Annotated in this window: 13 protein-coding genes and 2 pseudogenes; 5 read left to right on the top strand and 10 right to left on the bottom strand. The window is 72.4% G+C overall.

The genetic code is table 11. The features are described 5' to 3' along the window. Positions 1-69 precede the first annotated feature (69 nt). From NJ376_RS04485 to NJ376_RS04470, 4 genes and pseudogenes are all read right to left on the bottom strand, one after another. Positions 70-1,833, bottom strand: coding sequence for an O-linked N-acetylglucosamine transferase, SPINDLY family protein (locus NJ376_RS04485; protein WP_252952032.1), 1,764 nt, complete (start codon positions 1,831-1,833; stop codon positions 70-72). Further along, entirely contained in the window at positions 1,833-3,827 is a 1,995-nt protein-coding gene (locus NJ376_RS04480) for an O-linked N-acetylglucosamine transferase, SPINDLY family protein (RefSeq protein ID WP_252952031.1), read from the bottom strand. The genes NJ376_RS04485 and NJ376_RS04480 overlap by 1 nt, the downstream gene beginning before the upstream one ends. A gap of 26 nt (positions 3,828-3,853) precedes the next feature. Continuing rightward, positions 3,854-4,456: pseudogene (locus NJ376_RS04475) on the bottom strand (class I SAM-dependent methyltransferase); the annotation flags it as partial. Between the two features lie 331 nt (positions 4,457-4,787). Next, positions 4,788-5,561, bottom strand: coding sequence for a response regulator transcription factor (locus NJ376_RS04470; protein ID WP_252952029.1), 774 nt, complete (start codon positions 5,559-5,561; stop codon positions 4,788-4,790). Positions 5,562-5,750: 189 nt separating this feature from the next. On the opposite strand from NJ376_RS04470, the gene msrP reads away from it, so the two are divergent. Further along, entirely contained in the window at positions 5,751-6,677 is a 927-nt protein-coding gene (msrP, locus tag NJ376_RS04465) for a protein-methionine-sulfoxide reductase catalytic subunit MsrP (protein WP_252952028.1), read from the top strand. A gap of 253 nt (positions 6,678-6,930) precedes the next feature. Here the strand turns inward: msrP and NJ376_RS04460 are convergent, their stop codons facing one another. The 4 genes from NJ376_RS04460 to NJ376_RS04445 form a co-directional block, all read right to left on the bottom strand. Continuing rightward, positions 6,931-7,998, bottom strand: a complete 1,068-nt coding sequence (locus NJ376_RS04460) for an NAD(P)H-dependent flavin oxidoreductase (protein WP_252952027.1) — start codon at positions 7,996-7,998, stop codon at positions 6,931-6,933. Then, positions 7,995-9,179, bottom strand: coding sequence for an aminotransferase (locus NJ376_RS04455; protein WP_252952026.1), 1,185 nt, complete (start codon positions 9,177-9,179; stop codon positions 7,995-7,997). Before NJ376_RS04455 ends, NJ376_RS04460 begins: the two co-directional genes overlap by 4 nt. Positions 9,180-9,432: 253 nt before the next feature. Continuing rightward, positions 9,433-9,597, bottom strand: coding sequence for a hypothetical protein (locus tag NJ376_RS04450; RefSeq protein ID WP_252952025.1), 165 nt, complete (start codon positions 9,595-9,597; stop codon positions 9,433-9,435). Positions 9,598-9,822: 225 nt separating this feature from the next. Next, positions 9,823-11,034, bottom strand: coding sequence for a CaiB/BaiF CoA transferase family protein (locus NJ376_RS04445; protein ID WP_252952024.1), 1,212 nt, complete (start codon positions 11,032-11,034; stop codon positions 9,823-9,825). Positions 11,035-11,195: 161 nt separating this feature from the next. Between NJ376_RS04445 and NJ376_RS04440 the strand changes: the two genes are divergently transcribed. Together NJ376_RS04440 and NJ376_RS04435 are read left to right on the top strand one after the other, a co-directional pair. After that, positions 11,196-12,362 carry a thiolase domain-containing protein gene (locus NJ376_RS04440; RefSeq protein WP_252952023.1) on the top strand — a complete coding sequence of 389 codons (1,167 nt, stop codon included), beginning with the start codon at positions 11,196-11,198 and terminating at the stop codon, positions 12,360-12,362. Positions 12,363-12,366: 4 nt separating this feature from the next. After that, on the top strand, positions 12,367-12,774 hold the full coding sequence (locus tag NJ376_RS04435; protein ID WP_252952022.1) for a Zn-ribbon domain-containing OB-fold protein: 408 nt from the start codon (positions 12,367-12,369) through the stop codon (positions 12,772-12,774). A gap of 28 nt (positions 12,775-12,802) precedes the next feature. Here NJ376_RS04435 and NJ376_RS04430 read toward each other — a convergent pair whose 3' ends face one another. Next, positions 12,803-13,117 (bottom strand): hypothetical protein, encoded by a 315-nt coding sequence (locus NJ376_RS04430; protein WP_252952021.1) that lies wholly within the window; start codon positions 13,115-13,117, stop codon positions 12,803-12,805. A 214-nt stretch (positions 13,118-13,331) separates the two neighbouring features. Beyond that, on the bottom strand, positions 13,332-13,589 hold the full coding sequence (locus NJ376_RS04425; protein WP_252952020.1) for a polysaccharide deacetylase family protein: 258 nt from the start codon (positions 13,587-13,589) through the stop codon (positions 13,332-13,334). Positions 13,590-14,030: 441 nt separating this feature from the next. Between NJ376_RS04425 and cydD the strand changes: the two genes are divergently transcribed. Next, the gene (gene cydD / locus NJ376_RS04420) at positions 14,031-15,686 is read left to right on the top strand and encodes a thiol reductant ABC exporter subunit CydD (RefSeq protein ID WP_252952019.1); all 1,656 of its coding nucleotides are present in this window, start codon (positions 14,031-14,033) and stop codon (positions 15,684-15,686) included. Between the two features lie 195 nt (positions 15,687-15,881). Continuing rightward, positions 15,882-16,409 (top strand): annotated as a pseudogene (locus NJ376_RS04415) (thiol reductant ABC exporter subunit CydC); the annotation flags it as partial.

Raw genomic sequence — 16,409 nt, 5'->3', positions numbered from 1 at the left:
CCAAGGACCTTTCGGCCTTGGCGGGAGGGAGCTTGAGGGTTGCGGCACTGCCGCAACCGGCGCCCTTCCTCAACACCCCGGCAGCCGGATACGCCGATACGCCGCTTCCAGCCGTCGCGTGAACCCCGCGCCATCCCCGATCCGCGCGGCCCAGCGCGTACAGGCAAGCCGCGCTTCCGCCAGCAGCCCCGGCTGCGTGGCAAACTCCACCGCCCGTGCCACATAGCTCTCCAGGTCGGCGGTGATCCCCGCCTCCAGCCCCAGCGCCTTGAGCAGGCTCCCCGCCATGCGGGAGGCGAAGGCGCGGCCCGAGAGCGTCAGCAGCGGCAGCCCCATGCGCAGTGCATCGCTCGCCACCGTGCCGGCATTGTAGGGCGTGGTGTCGAGGAAGAGGTCGGCCAGGGTGAAGCGCGCCAGGTAGTGCGCCGGCTCCGCCCGCGGCGCGAAGACCAGCCGGGACGGGTTGATCCCCGCCGCGGCAGCGTGGCGCAGCAGGTTGGACTTGCTGCTCTCCGTATCCTCCACCAGCCACAGCACGGCCTGCGGCAGGCGGCGGAGGATCTCCATCCAGCCGCCGAACATCGCCTCGGTGATCTTGTAGTGGTGCGAGAAGCAGCAGAGGACGAAGGCGTCCTCCGGCAGCCCCTCCACCGCGCGGGAGAGCGCGGGCAGCGCCGGCATGCGGCTGTCATTCGCTTGGTACAGCCCGCCCAGCGGCAAGGGCCGCGGCGCGTAGAGATGCGCGAGGCCGGGCGGGATGACATGGTCGTCGCAGAGCAGCCAATCCAGCTCCGGCAGCGGGACGGAGCCGACATAGCCGAGATAGGTGGCCTGCACCGGCGCCGGCCGGTAGCGCAGCGCGCCCAGCCGGGCCCCCTTGGTCAGCCCATTGAGGTCCACGAGGATGTCGATCTCATCCGCCCGGATGCGCGCCGCCGCCGCTTCCTCGGACAGCGCTCCGATCGGTACGTGGCGGTCGAAGGCTGCGACGACACGGCGGCGGATCTCGCTGCCATCCTCGGGGGAGGAGCAATAGCCGAAGACCTCGAATTCGCGGCGGTCGTGCCGCTCGAACACCTCCGCCATCAGGAAGCTCAGCGCATGGCGGCAGAAATCCGAGGAGAGGTAGCCGATGCGGATGCGGTCATGCCGGTAGCCCCGCTCCGGGCTCAGCCGCCGCGGCGCCGGCGGCGCCTTGCGCGCCAGCCAGGCGGCGGCGCTGCGGCGCTGCAGATCCGGGTCGTCGGTCAGGGCCAGGATGCCAAGCGGCCCGCTCTGCAGCGCCAGCTCCGCCAGGCTCTGCCCAGGGATCTCGCCGCGGTAGAGCGGCCAGATGCAGGCCTTCTGCCGCAGATGCAGCCAGTGCTGCACGACATCGGGCTGCGCCGGGTCCAGCGCCAGGCTTTCGCGCAGGGAGGCCTCGGCCTCGGCGAAGCGGCGCTCCTCCTCCAGCAGCCTGCCGCGCTGGTTCAGCAGCATCACGCGATGCGGCAGGGGTTGCAGTGCGCCGTCCCACACCGCCAGGGCTTCCGCCCGGCGGCCCTGGGCTTCCAGCGTGCCGCCGAGGTTCAGCGCCGCCGGTTCCAGCCGCGGGCTGAGCCGCAGCACTTCACGATAAGCGGCCTCCGCTTCGGCATGCCGGTGCAGCCGGCCCAGCTCCACGCCCAGGTTGAACCAGGCGGCGAATTCCTGCGGCGCGCCTGGATTGGCGGCGATCCAGGCGCGGTAGAGGGCGACGGCACTCTCCGGTCTCGCCCCCTCCAGCAGCGGGAAGAGCACCTCCAGCCCTTGCCTCGCCAGGCCGGGCGCCGCCTCCGCCAGGGCCGGCGACATCAGGCCGCCGCCCCGAGCGGCAGCGTAGCGCCGCCGGGCCAAAGCCGAGCATCCGCCGGCAGCGGGGCGAAGGCGTGCCGCGCCGCCAGCGCCGTGCGGTAGCGCGCTTCGTAATCGGGCAGGCCAGTGAACTCCACCAACTCGTGACCCAGCTCGCCGGCGATCTCCAGATAGGTCTCGAGGTTGGTCAGCTCCGGCACCGGCACGGCATCGGCGGCCAGATCGGCGGCGATGCTGCGGAACAGCCCCTCCATGGCCTGCACCAGCCGCGCCGGGTCGAACAGCAGCGCGGTCTCGCGCCCCGCCAGCAGCTTCTCCCGCAGCGCCGCCAGCCGTGCCCGGTCCCGTCCGAGCAGGGTGGCGGCGGCGACGTAATCTGCGGCGGAGCCCATCACCAGCTCCGGCATTCCGGCGGCGGTGACGAGGCTGGCGCAGACGCGGGAGGCGAAGCTGCGCCCCGGCTGGGTCAGCACCGGCACGCCCATCCAGAGCGCGTCGGAGGCGGTGGTGTGGGCGCCGTAGGGCGTGGTGTCGAGGAAGAGATCGGCCAGGGGATAGCGCGCGAGATGCGAGGGGTTGTCGGCGAGCGGCGCGAAGACCAGCCGCTCCGGCGCGATGCCCTCGGCCGCCGCCATGGCCTTCAGCCGTGTATCCACCTCCTCCGCCCCCTTCAGTAGCCAGAGCACGCTGCCCGGCACTTGGCGAAGGATCTCCATCCAGCGGCGGAAGACGAAAGGGGTGATCTTCTGCGGCCCGTTGAAGCAGCAGAAGACGGTCGCGTCCTCGGGCAGCCCGGCCGCGGCGCGGCTCGGCATGCGGTCCGCTACCACGCGCTGCGGGTCGGTCGGCTGGTAGCAGGGCAGGCGCAGCACCTTCTCCGAATAATAGTGCTCGGAGCCCGGGGGGATGATGACCGGATCGGCGATGATGTAGTGGTGATAGGCGCTGCCCATCGAGCCGGCATAGCCGAGCCAATTGACGATGGCCGGCGCCGGCCGCAGGGAGAGCAGGCGCGTGCGGGCGCTGCGGGTATGGCCGTTGATGTCCACCAATATGTCGATGCCGTCCTCCCGCATCCGGCGGCAGGCGGCCTCGTCATCCAGCTCGGTGATGCTGACCCAATGCTCCGCCTGACCGCGGATGCGCTGCTTGATCCCGTCCTCCGCCGCGATGCCGCAGTAATAGACGAAGATCTCGAAGCCCGAGCGGTCATGGTGCCGCAGCATGTCCGCCATCAGGTAGCCGATGGCGTGGTTGCGCAGGTCGGAGGAAAGGTAGCCGATGCGCAGCCGCCGTTGGCCGAGGCCGAGCGGCCGCGGCGCGAGCGGAAAGGGCAGGGTCTTCGGCTGGCCGCTGTCCAGCCGGCTATGCGCCGCGGCGGCGGCCAGGTGCAGCAGCGGGTCATCGGCGTAATTCGCCGCGGTCAGCGGCGCCATGGCGGCGATCAGCGCGGCGCGGTCCAGCCCGCCCACCGACGCCACCACCGGCCAGCGGCATTGCCGCTGCCGGAGGCTCAGCCAGTGCTGCACCACGTCGCGCGGCGGCTGGCCCAGCTCGATGATGCGGCGGAGCATCTCCTCCGCCTCGCCTAGTCGCTTGGCATCCTCCAGCACCCGGGCGGATTGCTTCAGCGCCGTCGCCTTGTACTGGATGGCATCGCCGGTGATGGCGGCCAGGCCGTTCGCCACATGCGCCCAGCAGCCCAGCGCCTGGGCGGTGCTGCCCAGCCTCTCATGCAGCGTGCCGAAGGCGAGGAAGGGCGGCAGGAAATCCGGCTGCAGCCGGATCGCCTCCTGCAAGGCGGCGGCGGCGCCCCCGATATCGCCAAGCTGGCTGAGCACCAACGCGTAGTTGAAGCAGACGATGTGGCGCAGCGCCGTCTCCGGGCTTTGCGCCAGCCAGTCCCGGTAGAGCGAGGCGGCAAGGGCCGGACGCCCGGCCTGGACGAAGCCCTGGGCAGTGGCGAGCAGCTCGGCGAGGCTCACATGCGGCATGGGGTGGCCCTCCTGGCAGGCGATGGTCAGGCCACCAGGGCGGGGGCGGATTTGTGGGCGGTGGCCCAGAGGGCGAATCGCTCATCCCTCGCCACCCGCACCAGCGGGAAGCCGGCCGCCTCCAGCGCCTGCTGCAGGCTGCGCGCGGTGAAGCCGCCGCGATGGCCCATGAAGTGGTTGCCCTGGGCGATGGCGGCGCCATGGCCGTAGAGCATATCGAGCGCCGAGATGGGGCCAGCGGGAGAGAGATAGGCGGGTTCCGTCAGCCGATCCGCGGCGACCAGAACCGCCACCTGCTGCAGATCCGGCAGAGTGAGCAGCACGAAGCCCTCCGGCCTCAGCACCCGGCGGAATTCCGCCAGCGCCAGCGGCACTTCATGCGGGTAGAGGTGTTCGAGGTTATGCGCCGACCAGACCGCGTCGAAGCTGGCCTCCGGCACCGCCCGCATATCGGTAATGGAGGCGACGATGTCGGGTTCGACGGCGGGGTCGATATCCAGCCGCACCTCCTCCCAGGGGCCGGGGGGCAGCCAGCCAAGCGGCAGCTTCGCCGGGTGCGGCAGGCCGCAGCCGACATGCAGCAGCCGGCGCGGGGCGGGGGAGGGGGTCGCGCTCATCCTGAACCTCGATCGCCGGCATCGTGCCGGCCCGGTTCAGGATGGCGGGGAAGGGTTAAGAACTTCCCACACAGACGCTGCGCGGCTGTGTGGGGACCCCGGACGCGCTTGCCTCCAAGGTGCCGCACGGCATTTCCGGGGCGAAGCCGCGGAATGGCAACGGACGGGGCAGGGTCCGGCAGGCGTTTCGGGACGTTCTGACGGCTGGGCTGCGGTGGGGCATCCAGGCGCCCGTCGTCAGCCGGCGTCGCCTGGTGCTTTGCCGCGGCAGGCTGTGCCTCAGCTCAGCAGGCCAGCGCTCCCGGGCCCCCCCATGGCGTTGTGCAGCAACGTTATGGGGATCTTAGGCCGTCGCATACCGCGTCGTGCGGCGCACCCAGCCCCGGGCCGGGGCCGCCTGCACCTCACGCCGCTGCGCCCGGATCTCGGCGACCGCCTCGGCCGAGGGCTCGAACAGCACATAGCCGCGCCCCCAGACCGTGCGGATGATCTCCGCCGCGCCGGAGGCAGCGAGCTTCCGCCGCAGCTTGCAGACGAAGACATCGACGATCTTCGAATCCGGCGCCTCCGCCTCGGCATAGAGGCTGGCCATGAAGCGCTCCTTGGTCAGCAGCACGCCCTTGTGGCGCATCAGCGTCTCCAGGAAGTCGTATTCCCGGGCGGTCAGCGGCACGCGGCTGCCATCCACCCAGACCGCATGCTGCTCCTGGTCCAGGGTGACATTGCCGCAGGTGAGGGCGGCGGAGGCGAAGCCGCGGGCGCGCCGCGCCATGGCCTGCATCCGCGCCTGCAGCACCGCCAGGTGGATCGGTGGGCGCACCAAGTCATCCGCCCCGGCATGCAGCATGGCCTGCTCGGCGGCGGCATCGGCACCGCCCTGCGCCAGCACCAGCAGCGGCAGGGTCTGGCCGCTCCGCCGCAGCGCCCGCACCGCTTCCTGGGCGGCGCCGAGCGTGCCGCGCACCACCAGCAGCACCAGCTCATAGGGGCCGCTGAGGGTGATGACGGAGGCAAGATCCTCGAAACCCTCGACCGGATCGGCCAGGACGCCGAGACGGGCCAGCCCCTGCTCCAGGGCTTCGGTGTCAGCGGTGTCGGCGGCGAGAAGGATCCGCATGAGTGGCTCCGTGGGTCAGATCAACCGGGGGTGGCTCACAACTAAGTGTTCGCCTGATAGAATACAATATAAATTTACTGCCACAGGCGAGGATCCAGCCGGGCGTAACCATCTCCGGCTGTGGAACGAAGCCGCTCCTTGACGGCAGGCGCCCGGAACCCATTCTCGGGCGAGCCGAGGAGGCTCCGCATGTTCATTCGCAAGCGTCGCGGCTGGGAAATTCCCGAGTCCCAGGTCACGCCGGAACATCTCGCCTTCGGGCGGCGCGCCCTGTTGGCTGGGGCGGCAGTGCTGGCGGCACCCATCCCAGCCGGCGCACAGGAATTCAACCCCGGCGTGCGGAACATGCGCTATCGCCCGGGTCGCGACATAACCATGGAGAGAAACGCCACCACCTACAACAACTACTACGAGTTCGGCACCGACAAGGGCATCCACCGCACCGCGGAGCGCCTGCCGCTGCGTCCCTGGCGGGTGAAGCTGGATGGGCTGGTGGACCGCCCGCGCGAATACGACATCGACGAGCTCATCAAGACCATGCCGATCGAGGAGCGGGTCTATCGCCTGCGCTGCGTCGAGGCCTGGTCCATGGTGGTGCCCTGGAACGGCTTCCCGCTCAAGGCGCTGCTGGATGCCGCCGGGCCGCAATCCGGGGCGAAATACCTCCGCTTCGAGACGGCGGCGCTGCCCGGCGTGATGCCCGGCCTGCGGCAGAGCTGGTATCCCTGGCCCTATGTCGAGGGCTGCACCATCGAGGAGGCAGCGAACGACCTCTCCTTCATGGTGGTCGGCGCCTATGGCAAGCCCCTGCTGCCGCAGAACGGCGCGCCGCTGCGCATCCACCAGCCCTGGAAATACGGCTTCAAGGCCGGCAAGTCCCTGGTGCGGATCACCCTGACCGCGGAGCGGCCGAAGAGCTTCTGGGAGGCGATCCAGCCGCAGGAATACGGCTTCTGGGCCAATATCAACCCGGAGGTCGCGCATCCCCGCTGGAGCCAAGCGAGCGAACGGGTACTGGGCACCGGGGAGCGGGTGCCGACCCAACTCTTCAACGGCTATGGCGAATTCGTCGCCGATCTCTACACCGGGCTGCAGCGGGAGAGGCTGTGGGCGTGACTCCTCGTAAAACCGCTGTGCGGCTTCATGAGGCCCGGGCAGGCGCTGGGCACTGCCGCGGGGCCCGTCCGGTCGGCCGATGGGTGACCCGCGCAGCCCGCCGCGCCAGAGCCGCGGTGGGGCGACGGGCGGGCCAAGCGGAAACGGGGAGCGCTACGCTGCCCCGGTGCCGCCGTCGAGGCTGGCGGCTCCGGCGGCGAAGGCTCCCGACGCGAGAGGATCTGTCAGGGCCGCCTGGCCCGTGCCCCGCGGCCTAGGGCAGCAGCGCCGTCGCCTCCTCCCACAGCCGGCGCACCAGTGCCCCGGCCGGCTCCTCCCGGCCCATCGCCGCGCCCTGGCCGGCCCAGGCCTGCATGCGGCTGATGTCGCCGGCCTTCTCCGCCGCCGCCCGCACCGGCGCCATCAGCGCCCGCTGCACCGGGTAGGGGGCGGGAGCGAGGTCGCCGGCGAAGGCCTCCGCCACCGAATTGCGCAGCCCGCGGCCGAGCCGGCCGGAGAAGGCGCGCGTCAGCACCGTGTCCTCCGGCTTCGCCGCGGCCAGCGCCGCGGCCCAGGCCGGGTGGATCGCCGCCTCGGGGCAGCGGAGGAAGGCGGTGCCCATCTGCACCGCGCTGGCGCCGAGGGTCAGCGCCGCCGCGATGCCCCGCCCATCCATGATGCCGCCCGCGGCGATGACCGGAATCCCCACCGCATCCGCCATCTGCGGCAGCAGCGCGAATAGGCCGGTGCATTGCGCCTCCGCCTGCGCCGCTGCGAAGGCGCCGCGATGCCCGCCCGCCTCGGCCCCCTGGGCGATCACCGCAGCGGCCCCCGCCGCCTCCGCCTCCCGCGCTTCCGCCACGGTGGTGGCATTGGCGATCCAGAGGATGCCGCGCTCCTTCAGCCGCGCCGCCACCTCCGGCGGGAAGACGCCCATAATGCAGGAGGCGACGGCAGGCCCGGCGGCGATCATCGCCTCCACCTGCGCGGCGAAATCCTGGACGAAGGGGCCCTCGCCGGGCAGCGGGACCTCCATGCCGGCCAGTTCGCCGAGCCGCTGCGCCACCGCCGCCTCATGCGCCGCATCGCGCGCCGGGGGCGGGTCGGGGATCCAGAGGTTGATCTGGAAGGCGCCGTTGCTGGCAGCGCGTACCTGCCGCGCCCAGTCGCCGATCGCGGCCGGGCTGCTCATCAGCGCGCCCATGCCGCCCATGCCGCCGGCCGCGGCGACGGCGGCGGCCAGCGCCGGCGGGCAGGCGCCGGCCATGGGCGCCTGCAGGATGGGGATGCTCAGGCCGAAGCAGGCGCAGAAGGCGGCGGCGCGGTCGCGGGCGGGGCTCATGCGGCGGTCACTCCCATCAGGCGGGCGGGGAGCGCGGCGATGGCCGCTTCCCCGGCATTGGCGAAGGCGAGGCGCAGATGCCGGTCCTGCCCGGCATCGCCCGGCGGCGCGAAGAAGGGGCCGGGCAGGGCGAGCAAGCCATGCTTCGCCGCCAGGGTCTCGGCCAGGGCGAGGGCGCCGGGCCCGCCCTCCGGCACCCGCAGATAGGCGAAATAGGCGCCGAGCGCGTCCAGCCGCCAGCCCGGAAGCTGCGCCGCGGCGCGGCGGAAGGCGGCGGCCCGCCCGGCCATGAGGTCGCGGTTCGCCACCCGCCAGTCGCGCAGCGCCGGCACCGCCCAGGCGAGCGCCGCCTGGGCGGCGCGCGGGGCGCAGATCTGCTGGGTGTCCAGCGCCTTCAGCAGCTCCGCCCGGACGCGGGGGCCGGAGAGGATGGCCCCCACCCGGTGCCCCGGCACGCAATAGGCCTTGGAGAAGCTGTAGAGCTGCACCACGCCCTCCCGCCATGCCGGGTCCTGGAACAGGGTGTGGGGCGGCGTCGCCGATTCGGGCAGGAAGTCGCGATAGGTCTCGTCCAGCACCAGCCAGACGCCGTGGCGGCGGCAGAGCGCGGCGCAGTCGGCGATGAGCTCCGGCGGATAGACCGCGCCGGTCGGGTTGTTGGGTGAGACCAGCACCAGGGCGCGGGCGCCCGCTTCCAGCAGCGGCGCGAGGCGGGCGGGGTCCGGCACGAAGCCGTCCTCGGCGCGGCAGGGCAGGGGGAGGGCGCGGATGCCGGCCATGGAGAGCGCCATGGCGTGGTTGAAGTACCAGGGGGTGGGCAGCACCACCGCCTCCCCGGCCCCCGCCAGCACCGCCATGGTCATGGCGAAGGCGAGGTTGCAGCCGGCGGTGATGGCGACATCGGCGGCGGTGATCTCGGCGCCGTAGAAGCCGGCGGCGTCCGCGGCCAGGGCCTCGCGCAGCGCCGGGTCGCCGTCGATCGGGCCGTAGCCGGCGGCGGCGGCGGTGCCGGCCAGGCTGGCAAGCTTCTCCAGCAGCGCCGGATGCGGCGGGTAGCCGGGCACCGCCTGGGTGAGGTCGATCATCGGCCCGGCGCCGCCGGCATAGCGGGCGGCCCAGCCGCGGGCGGAGGGAATCGGCGGGGCGGAGGTGGCGCGGATCAGCGGCGAAAGGGGCGGCATGACGGCGCAGCCTCCCACCGGGCGCGGCGGGCGTCCACTGGGCCGCAACGCCGCGGGGCGGCCGCCGGTATGGCGTGGCTTCCCCGAGCCGCTGCCATGGGCGATCCCCTCCGTTCCGGGCTGCATGGCCGCAGCCGCTTGCCGGCTCCTGCCAGGGCTACCGCCGGGGGGCGCGAAGCGCTGTCCAGCCTGTCCGGCGGTGGCGATGCTGCGCCGCAACTCGATCCGCCCGGCGGAGCCAAGCGCCGGCGTGTCAGCCCGGCTGGGAGCTGGCGCGTGCGCCATCCCGGCGACCGCCCCGCATGTAATGCCGTTCCGGCCGGTAGCCGTCGCGGCGCAACCCGGTGCCGAGCCACAGGGTGAGGCGGCGCAGGCCGCTGGCGGCATGGCGAAGGGCGCGGGCGGTTCGGAATGGCATGACCGGCTTCACACTGACGTGCCGCCGAGGATAGGAAGCGTCGGTATACGCTCAACTACCGATTGATTGATCGCGAGCAGATTTCGCGGAATGCGGCTTCCGCGTCACGGTCGGCGGGCCGGCGGCGCCATCCTGGATGGGGCCGGGCTAGGCGGGAGGCTGCGGCCGCCTCGTCCCAGCCACAGCGCCTCGCCCGGTCGGGGAGAGCGCCGGCGTCGCCTCCCGCTATGCCGTCCGAATCACCCGCTTCTCCGCCATGGCGGCGATCTCCGCCTCCCCGAAGCCCAGCTCGCCGAGCACCTCCGCCGTATGCTCCCCGAGTCGCGGCGCATGGCTGCGGATATTCGCCGGCGTCTTCTCGAAGCGGGTCGGCGGCCGGGCGATGCGCACCCGCCCCTCGGTCGGGTGCTCATGCAGGCCGAACATCTGCACGGCCTCCAGATGCGGGTGCTTCGGCAGATCGCCGATCTTGGTGAAGGCGGTCGCCGGCACGTCCTGCTCCTCGCAGAGCTGCAGCCACTCCGCCGTGGTCCGCTCCAGCGCCACGCGGCGCAGCGCCTCGTAGACCTTGTCGATATTGGCGTTGCGCTGCACCGGGTCGCGCAGATGCAGCTCCTCGATGAGGTCGGCATGGCCGGCGGCGGTGAAGAAGGCCACCCAATTGGCCGAGGAATAGGGCAGCAGGGTGATCCAGCCATCCTTGGTCCTGGCCGGCTTGCGGTGGCGCAGCCGCTTGTAGCCCGGCTCGCCGATCGGCGGGTCGAAGGCCATCCCGCCCAGATGCTCGACGCTGACGAAGGCGGTCAGCGTCTCCAGCATTGGCACCTCCACCGTCTGCGCCTCGCCGGTCCGCTCCCGGTGCAGCAGCGCGCCGAGCACGGCGGAAAGCAGCGCCATGCCAGTGATCTTGTCCGCCACCAGAGAGGGCACGAATCGCGGCTCCCCCTCCGCCTCGCCCACGACGTCGGCAAGGCCCGAGGCGGCCTGGATGATCTCGTCGAAGGCCGGCCGGGCGCGGTGCGGGCCGTCCTGGCCGAAGCCGGTGGCAACGGCGAAGACCATCTTCGGATTGAGCTTCCGGCATTCCTCCGGCCCGAAGCCGAGGCGCCGCATGCCGGCCGGGCGGACATTCGTCACCAGCACATCGACGGTCGGGATCAGTCGCCGCAGCACCTCCTTGCCCTCCTCGGATTTCAGGTCCACCGCCAGGGACCGCTTGTTGCGGTTCAGCCCCATGAAGACCGCGGCCATGCCGCGGGTGCGGAACAGGCCGGAGGCGCGGACGATGTCGCCGGTCGGCGGCTCGATCTTGATCACCTCCGCCCCCCAGTCGCCGAGGGTCTGGGTGCAGAAGGGACCCAGCACGACCGCCGTCATGTCGAGGACCCGGATGCCCTTCAGGGGGCCCGTCGCCTCGGGACCGGTCGCTGCGCTCATGGATTTTCCTCCGCATCTGCTGCGCCGCAGGATGCGGCGAAGCGCCGGGACGGGCAATTCCCCTCCCGCCCGGCCGATCGCCGATTTGCCCAAGCCGCCGCTTCGGGCGAAACTGCGCCACCGGCCAGCGGGCCGTTCGGGAGAGGAGCGCGAGACGGCGCATGAGCATCAAGGGCAAGGCCTATATCGCGGGGGCCTATGAGCACCCGACGCGACTGGCGAAGGACAAGTCGGTCGCACAACTCCATGCCGAGGCGGCGCTCGGAGCCCTGGCGGATGCCGGCCTCACCAAGGACGATGTGGACGGCTATTTCTGCGCCGGCGACGCCCCCGGCCTCGGCCCCATCGCCATGGTCGACTATATGGGGCTGACGCTGAAGCATTATGACAGCACCGATGTCGGCGGCTGTTCCTACATCGCCCATGTCGCCCACGCCGCCGAGGCGATCGCCATGGGCAAGTGCAAGGTCGCGCTGATCACCCTGGCGGGCCGGCCCCGCTCGGAGGGCCATTCCGGCGCGACTCCGCGCATGCGCGGCGCCGATGCGCCGGACACGCAGTGGGAATTCCCGCTCGGCGTCGCCACGGTGAACGCCTATGCGATGGTCGCCGCCCGGCACATGTACCAGTTCGGCACCACGGCGGAGCAGCTTGCCTGGGTAAAGGTCGCGGCCTCGCACCATGCCCAGTACAACGAGCATGCCATGCTGCGGGACGTGGTGACGGTGGAGCAGGTGCTGGCCAGCCCGCTCATCGCGACGCCGCTGCACCGCCTCGATTGCTGCGTGGTCTCGGATGGCGGCGGCGCCCTCGTCGTCGTCGCCCCCGAGATCGCCCGCAGCCTGAAGCGGCCGCTGGTGAAGGTGCTGGGCGCCGGTGAGAGCATCAAGGGCCAGATGGGCGGCAATGTGGACCTGACCTACTCGGCCGGCGTCCGCAGCGGCCCCGCCGCCTTTGCCGAGGCGGGGGTGAAGCCCTCCGACATCAAATACGCCTCGATCTACGACAGCTTCACGATCACGGTCGTGGTGCAGCTGGAGGACATCGGCTTCTGCGAGAAGGGCCAGGGCGGGAAGTTCGTCGCCGATGGCAACCTGATCAGCGGCGTCGGCAAGCTGCCCTGGAACACCGATGGCGGCGGACTCTGCAACAACCACCCGGCGAACCGCGGCGGCATCACCAAGGTGATCGAGGCGGTGCGGCAGCTCCGCGGCGAAGCGCATCCGAAGGTCCAGGTGCCGAATTGCAACCTGGCGCTGGCGCATGGCACGGGCGGCCTGCTCGGCAGCCGGCATGGCGCCGCGACCCTCATCATGGAACGGGAGTGAGACGATGGCCGCCAAGGAACGCGCGATCCCCGCGCCCGGCGTGAACCCCGAGACGGCGCCCTTCTGGGAGGCCGCGAAGCAGGGCAAATTCCTCATCAAGAAGTGCACCGCCTGCAACAAGGTGCATTGGTATCCCCGCGCCTGCTGCCCCTTCTGCATGAGCGCCACCACGGAATGGGTGGAGAGCAGGGGCACCGGCAAGATCTACAGCGTCAGCGTCATGAAGCGCGCGCCGGAAGTCTACGCCATCGCCTATGTCACGCTGGATGACGGGCCGACGATGATGACCAACATCGTCGAGTGCGACTTCGACAAGGTGGCGATCGGCGACAAGGTGCAGATCACTTGGCGCCCGACCCAGGGCGACGGGAAGGAGGACGCCCCGCCCTATCCGGTGTTCAAACCCGCCTGAGGGCGGAGAGCGGCGTCGGGGTGGGCGGCTACATCTTCAGCCGCACCACCCAGGCCCGCATGATGGCGGCGCAGAGCGCCAGCTCCTGCGTCGCCGCCTGGCCGGTCTCGGTCGGCCGGGCCGGCCGCCAGCAGGAGCCGAGGTTGCGGCCCATGACGGTCAGCACCTCCACCTCATGCCCGGGCGGTGCCAGCAGCTTCGCCGCGTGCTTGTCCGTGGTGTAGGGGGCGGGGCTGCCCTGCCGCCGCAGGGCCCGATGGATCGCCATGTCGGCCGCGGCGCTGCCGCGCGCCTCCAGCTCAAGCTGGTCGGCGATCCGGCTGAGCATGTTCACGTCGATCACGGCGCCCTCCATGCCGGGCCAGGCCCGGGAGGAGGAAGCGGGCGGCTGGCTGCATGTCGGGCTTAGGGCAGTTGCGTTAAGCGAATGCTATGCGCGGGGCCTGGAAACACCCCGGAAGACCCGGACGCGGCCTTGTGGCGCCTGGGTTCGCCGGGGTCCCGAGGCCACGCACAGCCTTCCGTGACGAGCCCGCGGCAGGACACCGGGCGGCGAGCTAGTTCCCGCGCAGCCGGGACGGATCGTAGCCCTGGGCCCGATGCGCGGCGACGAGCTGCGGCGCATGGGCATACATGGCACTGTTCAGCAGCACCGTGGCGGGCAGGGAGAGCTGGTCCATCAGCTCGATCAACCGCCAGCCGCCGACGCGGTTGCCGTAATCCCGCCAGGCATAGTTCAGCACGTCCGGCTGCGGCCCGCTGGGCGCCGGCTCGGCGCCCAGCCCTTCGCCGAAGGCGAAGTGCTCCAGGTTCACGCCGGGATGGACCGCGAGCTTCGCCCCGCCCGGCCAGGCATAGCGGGGCCGGTCCGGCCAGGGCGCGTAGGCGTAGGCGCGTAGGCGTAGCGGCCATGGGTGGGCAGCATGCGGGGCTCCTTTGCAAGCACCGGCGAGGTGCCGGCCTTTGCCCGCTGCCAGCATGAAGCGTGCCGTCGCGGCAAGGGCGGCGCCCGCTGCCGGCAGGCCAGCCGGGACCGCGCGACGCGGCGCGGCAGTAGCGCTTCGCGGTCCCGGAGACCCGGCCGGGGCCCCAGCCGGCGTGGGTTCCTGCGACCAGGCTTCCGGCGCCCGGCATCCTGTCCCCGGCCTGACGCTTTCCTGAAGCCTGCGCCACGAGGCACGGCAACCCCGCCTTCACCCCGCATGGCCAAGGCGGGGCGGGTGACGCCGCCCCGGCCCCGGGCCTATACCACCGCCATGGAAGGACCCCGGGGCGGCGCGGCAGCCAGGCTGCTGCGCCAGGAAAGCAGGGCGCTGAGGGCGCGGGTGCTGCCGCCCGTGCTGCTCGGCCTGGCGGCGAGCCTTGCGGGGCTCTGCGGCGCCTGGCTGGTGGCGCGGGTCGTTGCGGCGCTGCTTGGCCATGGCGACGCCGGCTGGGCGGAGCTGGCTGCGGCCGGCGCCCTCGCCCTGCTCGTCGCCGCGCTCGGCCTGGTGCAGGAAGGCACTCAGCTCGCTGCCGGGGAGGCGGCCCGGGCCCGGCTGCGCGGCGCCGCCTTCGCCCGCCTCCTGGCCCTCGGCCCTGCCGATCCGCGCGGCGTCGGGGAGCGCGCCTCCCTGGTCATCGACCGGGTGGAGGCGCTGGACGGCTATTTCGCCCGCTGGCTGCCCGCTGCCGCCCTGGCCATGCTGGTGCCGGTGCTGGTCTTCCTCGCCGTGCTCTGGGCGGATTGGCACGCGGCGCTGGTCCTCGGCCTGGCCGGGCTGCTCTACCCGGTGGCCATGGCGCTCACCGGCATCGGCGCCGCCGCCGCCAGCCGAAGGCAGTTCGAGGCGCTGGAGCGCCTTTCCGGCCGGTTCCTGGACCGGCTGCGCGGCCTTGCCACCCTGGTCCTGTTCAACCGGCAGGAGGCGGAGGCCGAGGCGCTGGCGGAATCGGCCCATGAGCTGCGCCAGCGCACCATGCGGGTGCTGCGCATCGCCTTCCTCTCCGGCACCGCCATGGAGCTGCTGGCGGCCGGCGCCATTGCCTGCATCGCCTGGCGGCGCGGGGGCGGGGGCGGCGACCCCACTGCCGGCATCTTCGCTTTGCTGGCCGTGCCCGCCTTCTTCGCCCCGCTGCGCGCCTTCGCCGCCGCCTATCATGAACGCCTGGCCGCCAGTGGCGCGGCGACGGCGCTGGCCCCGCTGCTGCTGGCCCCGTCCGGGGAGGGGCTGGTGCTGGAGACGATGCCGCCCCGTGTCGTCGTCACCTTCACCGATGTCCGGCTGAGCTACGACCCGGCCCGGCCGCCGGCACTCGATGGCCTCTCCTTCCGGGTGAATGCCGGCGAGACGCTGGTGCTGGCCGGGCCCTCCGGCGCGGGGAAGTCCAGCGTGCTGCGGCTGCTGATGGGCTTCGTGCGGCCGGAGGCGGGGCGGATCGCGATCAACGGCCAGGACGCGCTGTCCCTGAAGCCGGAGGAGCTGCGCCGCCTCTCCTCCTATGTCGGGCAGAAGCCGCATCTCTTCCGCGGCTCCATCCGGGAGAACATCCGCTACGCCCGGCCGGAGGCGACGCCGGCGCAGGTGGAGGCGGCGGCCGAGGCAGCGCGCGTCACAGGCTTCGCCGCCGCGCTGCCGCAGGGGCTGGACACCGAGGTGGGGGAGGGAGGCTGGGGCCTCTCGGGCGGCCAGGCGCAGCGCGTGGCGCTGGCGCGCGCCTTCCTGCGCGACACGCCGCTGGTCCTGCTGGACGAGCCCACCGCCCATCTGGATCCGGGGACGGAAGCGGAGGTGATGGAAAGCCTGCAGCGGCTCTGCCTGGGGCGCACGGCGATCATCGCCAGCCATAGCGGGATGCGCGGCCGGCTGGGACGGGTGCTGGAGATCGAGGGGGGCCGGGTGGCGGGGCCTGGAAGGCAGGCGCAGGCATGAGGGTGCGCCGCTGGGGCAGGGGGCTCTGCCCCCATCGCACGCATGCGTTCGGTCCCCGCCGGGGCCAGGACCTGGCCCCGGACCCCGGTCTGAGTCGGCAGGTTCAGCCGTCGGATCCAAAACTCACACCGGGGTCCGGGGGGTGGTCCACCCCCCGGCGGGGGTTCGGGGGCGGAGCCCCCGAGGGCTACCCTCATGCTTTCTGATCTTCTGCGCATCCTCCGCCTCTGGCGCCACCGCGCCCCCTGGCTGCTGGCCGGCATCGCCGCCGCCGTGCTCACCACCTTGCTGGGCCTCGCCCTACTCGGCCTCGCCGGCGGCCGCGTCACCGCCCTCGCCGGCGGCACCGCGCTGATTCTCGCTTTGGTCGCCCTCCGCCCCGCCGCCCGCTGGGGTGAGCGCATGGTCACCCACGCCGCCACCTTCCGGGCGCTGGCCGATCTCCGCGTCTGGTTCTTCCGCCGCCTGGCGGAGCGCATGCCGGCCGGCATCGGCCTCAACCGCTCGGGCGACCTGCTCGGCCGGCTGGTGGCGGATGTGGAAGCGCTGGACCGGCTCTATCTGGCGGCCATCGTCCCGGGCGCCGCCGTGCTCGCCGTGGTGGTGGTGGCGCTGGCCCTGCTCGGCGGCACGCCACTGCTGGCCGCGGCGGTGGCCCTGCCCCTGGCTGTCGCCCTGGCCCTGCCCCTGCTGCTCGCCCCCGGCGCCGCCCGCGCCGCCACC

The sequence above is a fragment of the Siccirubricoccus soli genome, assembly GCF_024178315.1.
Classification (GTDB): Bacteria; Pseudomonadota; Alphaproteobacteria; order Acetobacterales; family Acetobacteraceae; genus Siccirubricoccus; species Siccirubricoccus soli.
Note: the sequence above shows the minus strand (reverse complement) of the source record. Positions and strands in the feature narration are given on the sequence as shown.

Bases quoted from the DNA above. Each gene is read 5' to 3' on its own strand.
- NJ376_RS04485 (WP_252952032.1), bottom strand. From the start codon at position 1,833: ATGTCGCCGGCCCTGGCGGAGGCGGCGCCCGGCCTGGCGAGGCAAGGG.
- NJ376_RS04480 (WP_252952031.1), bottom strand. From the start codon at position 3,827: ATGCCGCATGTGAGCCTCGCCGAGCTGCTCGCCACTGCCCAGGGCTTC.
- NJ376_RS04470 (WP_252952029.1), bottom strand. From the start codon at position 5,561: ATGCGGATCCTTCTCGCCGCCGACACCGCTGACACCGAAGCCCTGGAG.
- msrP (WP_252952028.1), top strand. From the start codon at position 5,751: ATGTTCATTCGCAAGCGTCGCGGCTGGGAAATTCCCGAGTCCCAGGTC.
- NJ376_RS04460 (WP_252952027.1), bottom strand. From the start codon at position 7,998: ATGAGCCCCGCCCGCGACCGCGCCGCCGCCTTCTGCGCCTGCTTCGGC.
- NJ376_RS04455 (WP_252952026.1), bottom strand. From the start codon at position 9,179: ATGCCGCCCCTTTCGCCGCTGATCCGCGCCACCTCCGCCCCGCCGATT.
- NJ376_RS04450 (WP_252952025.1), bottom strand. From the start codon at position 9,597: ATGCCATTCCGAACCGCCCGCGCCCTTCGCCATGCCGCCAGCGGCCTG.
- NJ376_RS04445 (WP_252952024.1), bottom strand. From the start codon at position 11,034: ATGAGCGCAGCGACCGGTCCCGAGGCGACGGGCCCCCTGAAGGGCATC.
- NJ376_RS04440 (WP_252952023.1), top strand. From the start codon at position 11,196: ATGAGCATCAAGGGCAAGGCCTATATCGCGGGGGCCTATGAGCACCCG.
- NJ376_RS04435 (WP_252952022.1), top strand. From the start codon at position 12,367: ATGGCCGCCAAGGAACGCGCGATCCCCGCGCCCGGCGTGAACCCCGAG.
- cydD (WP_252952019.1), top strand. From the start codon at position 14,031: ATGGAAGGACCCCGGGGCGGCGCGGCAGCCAGGCTGCTGCGCCAGGAA.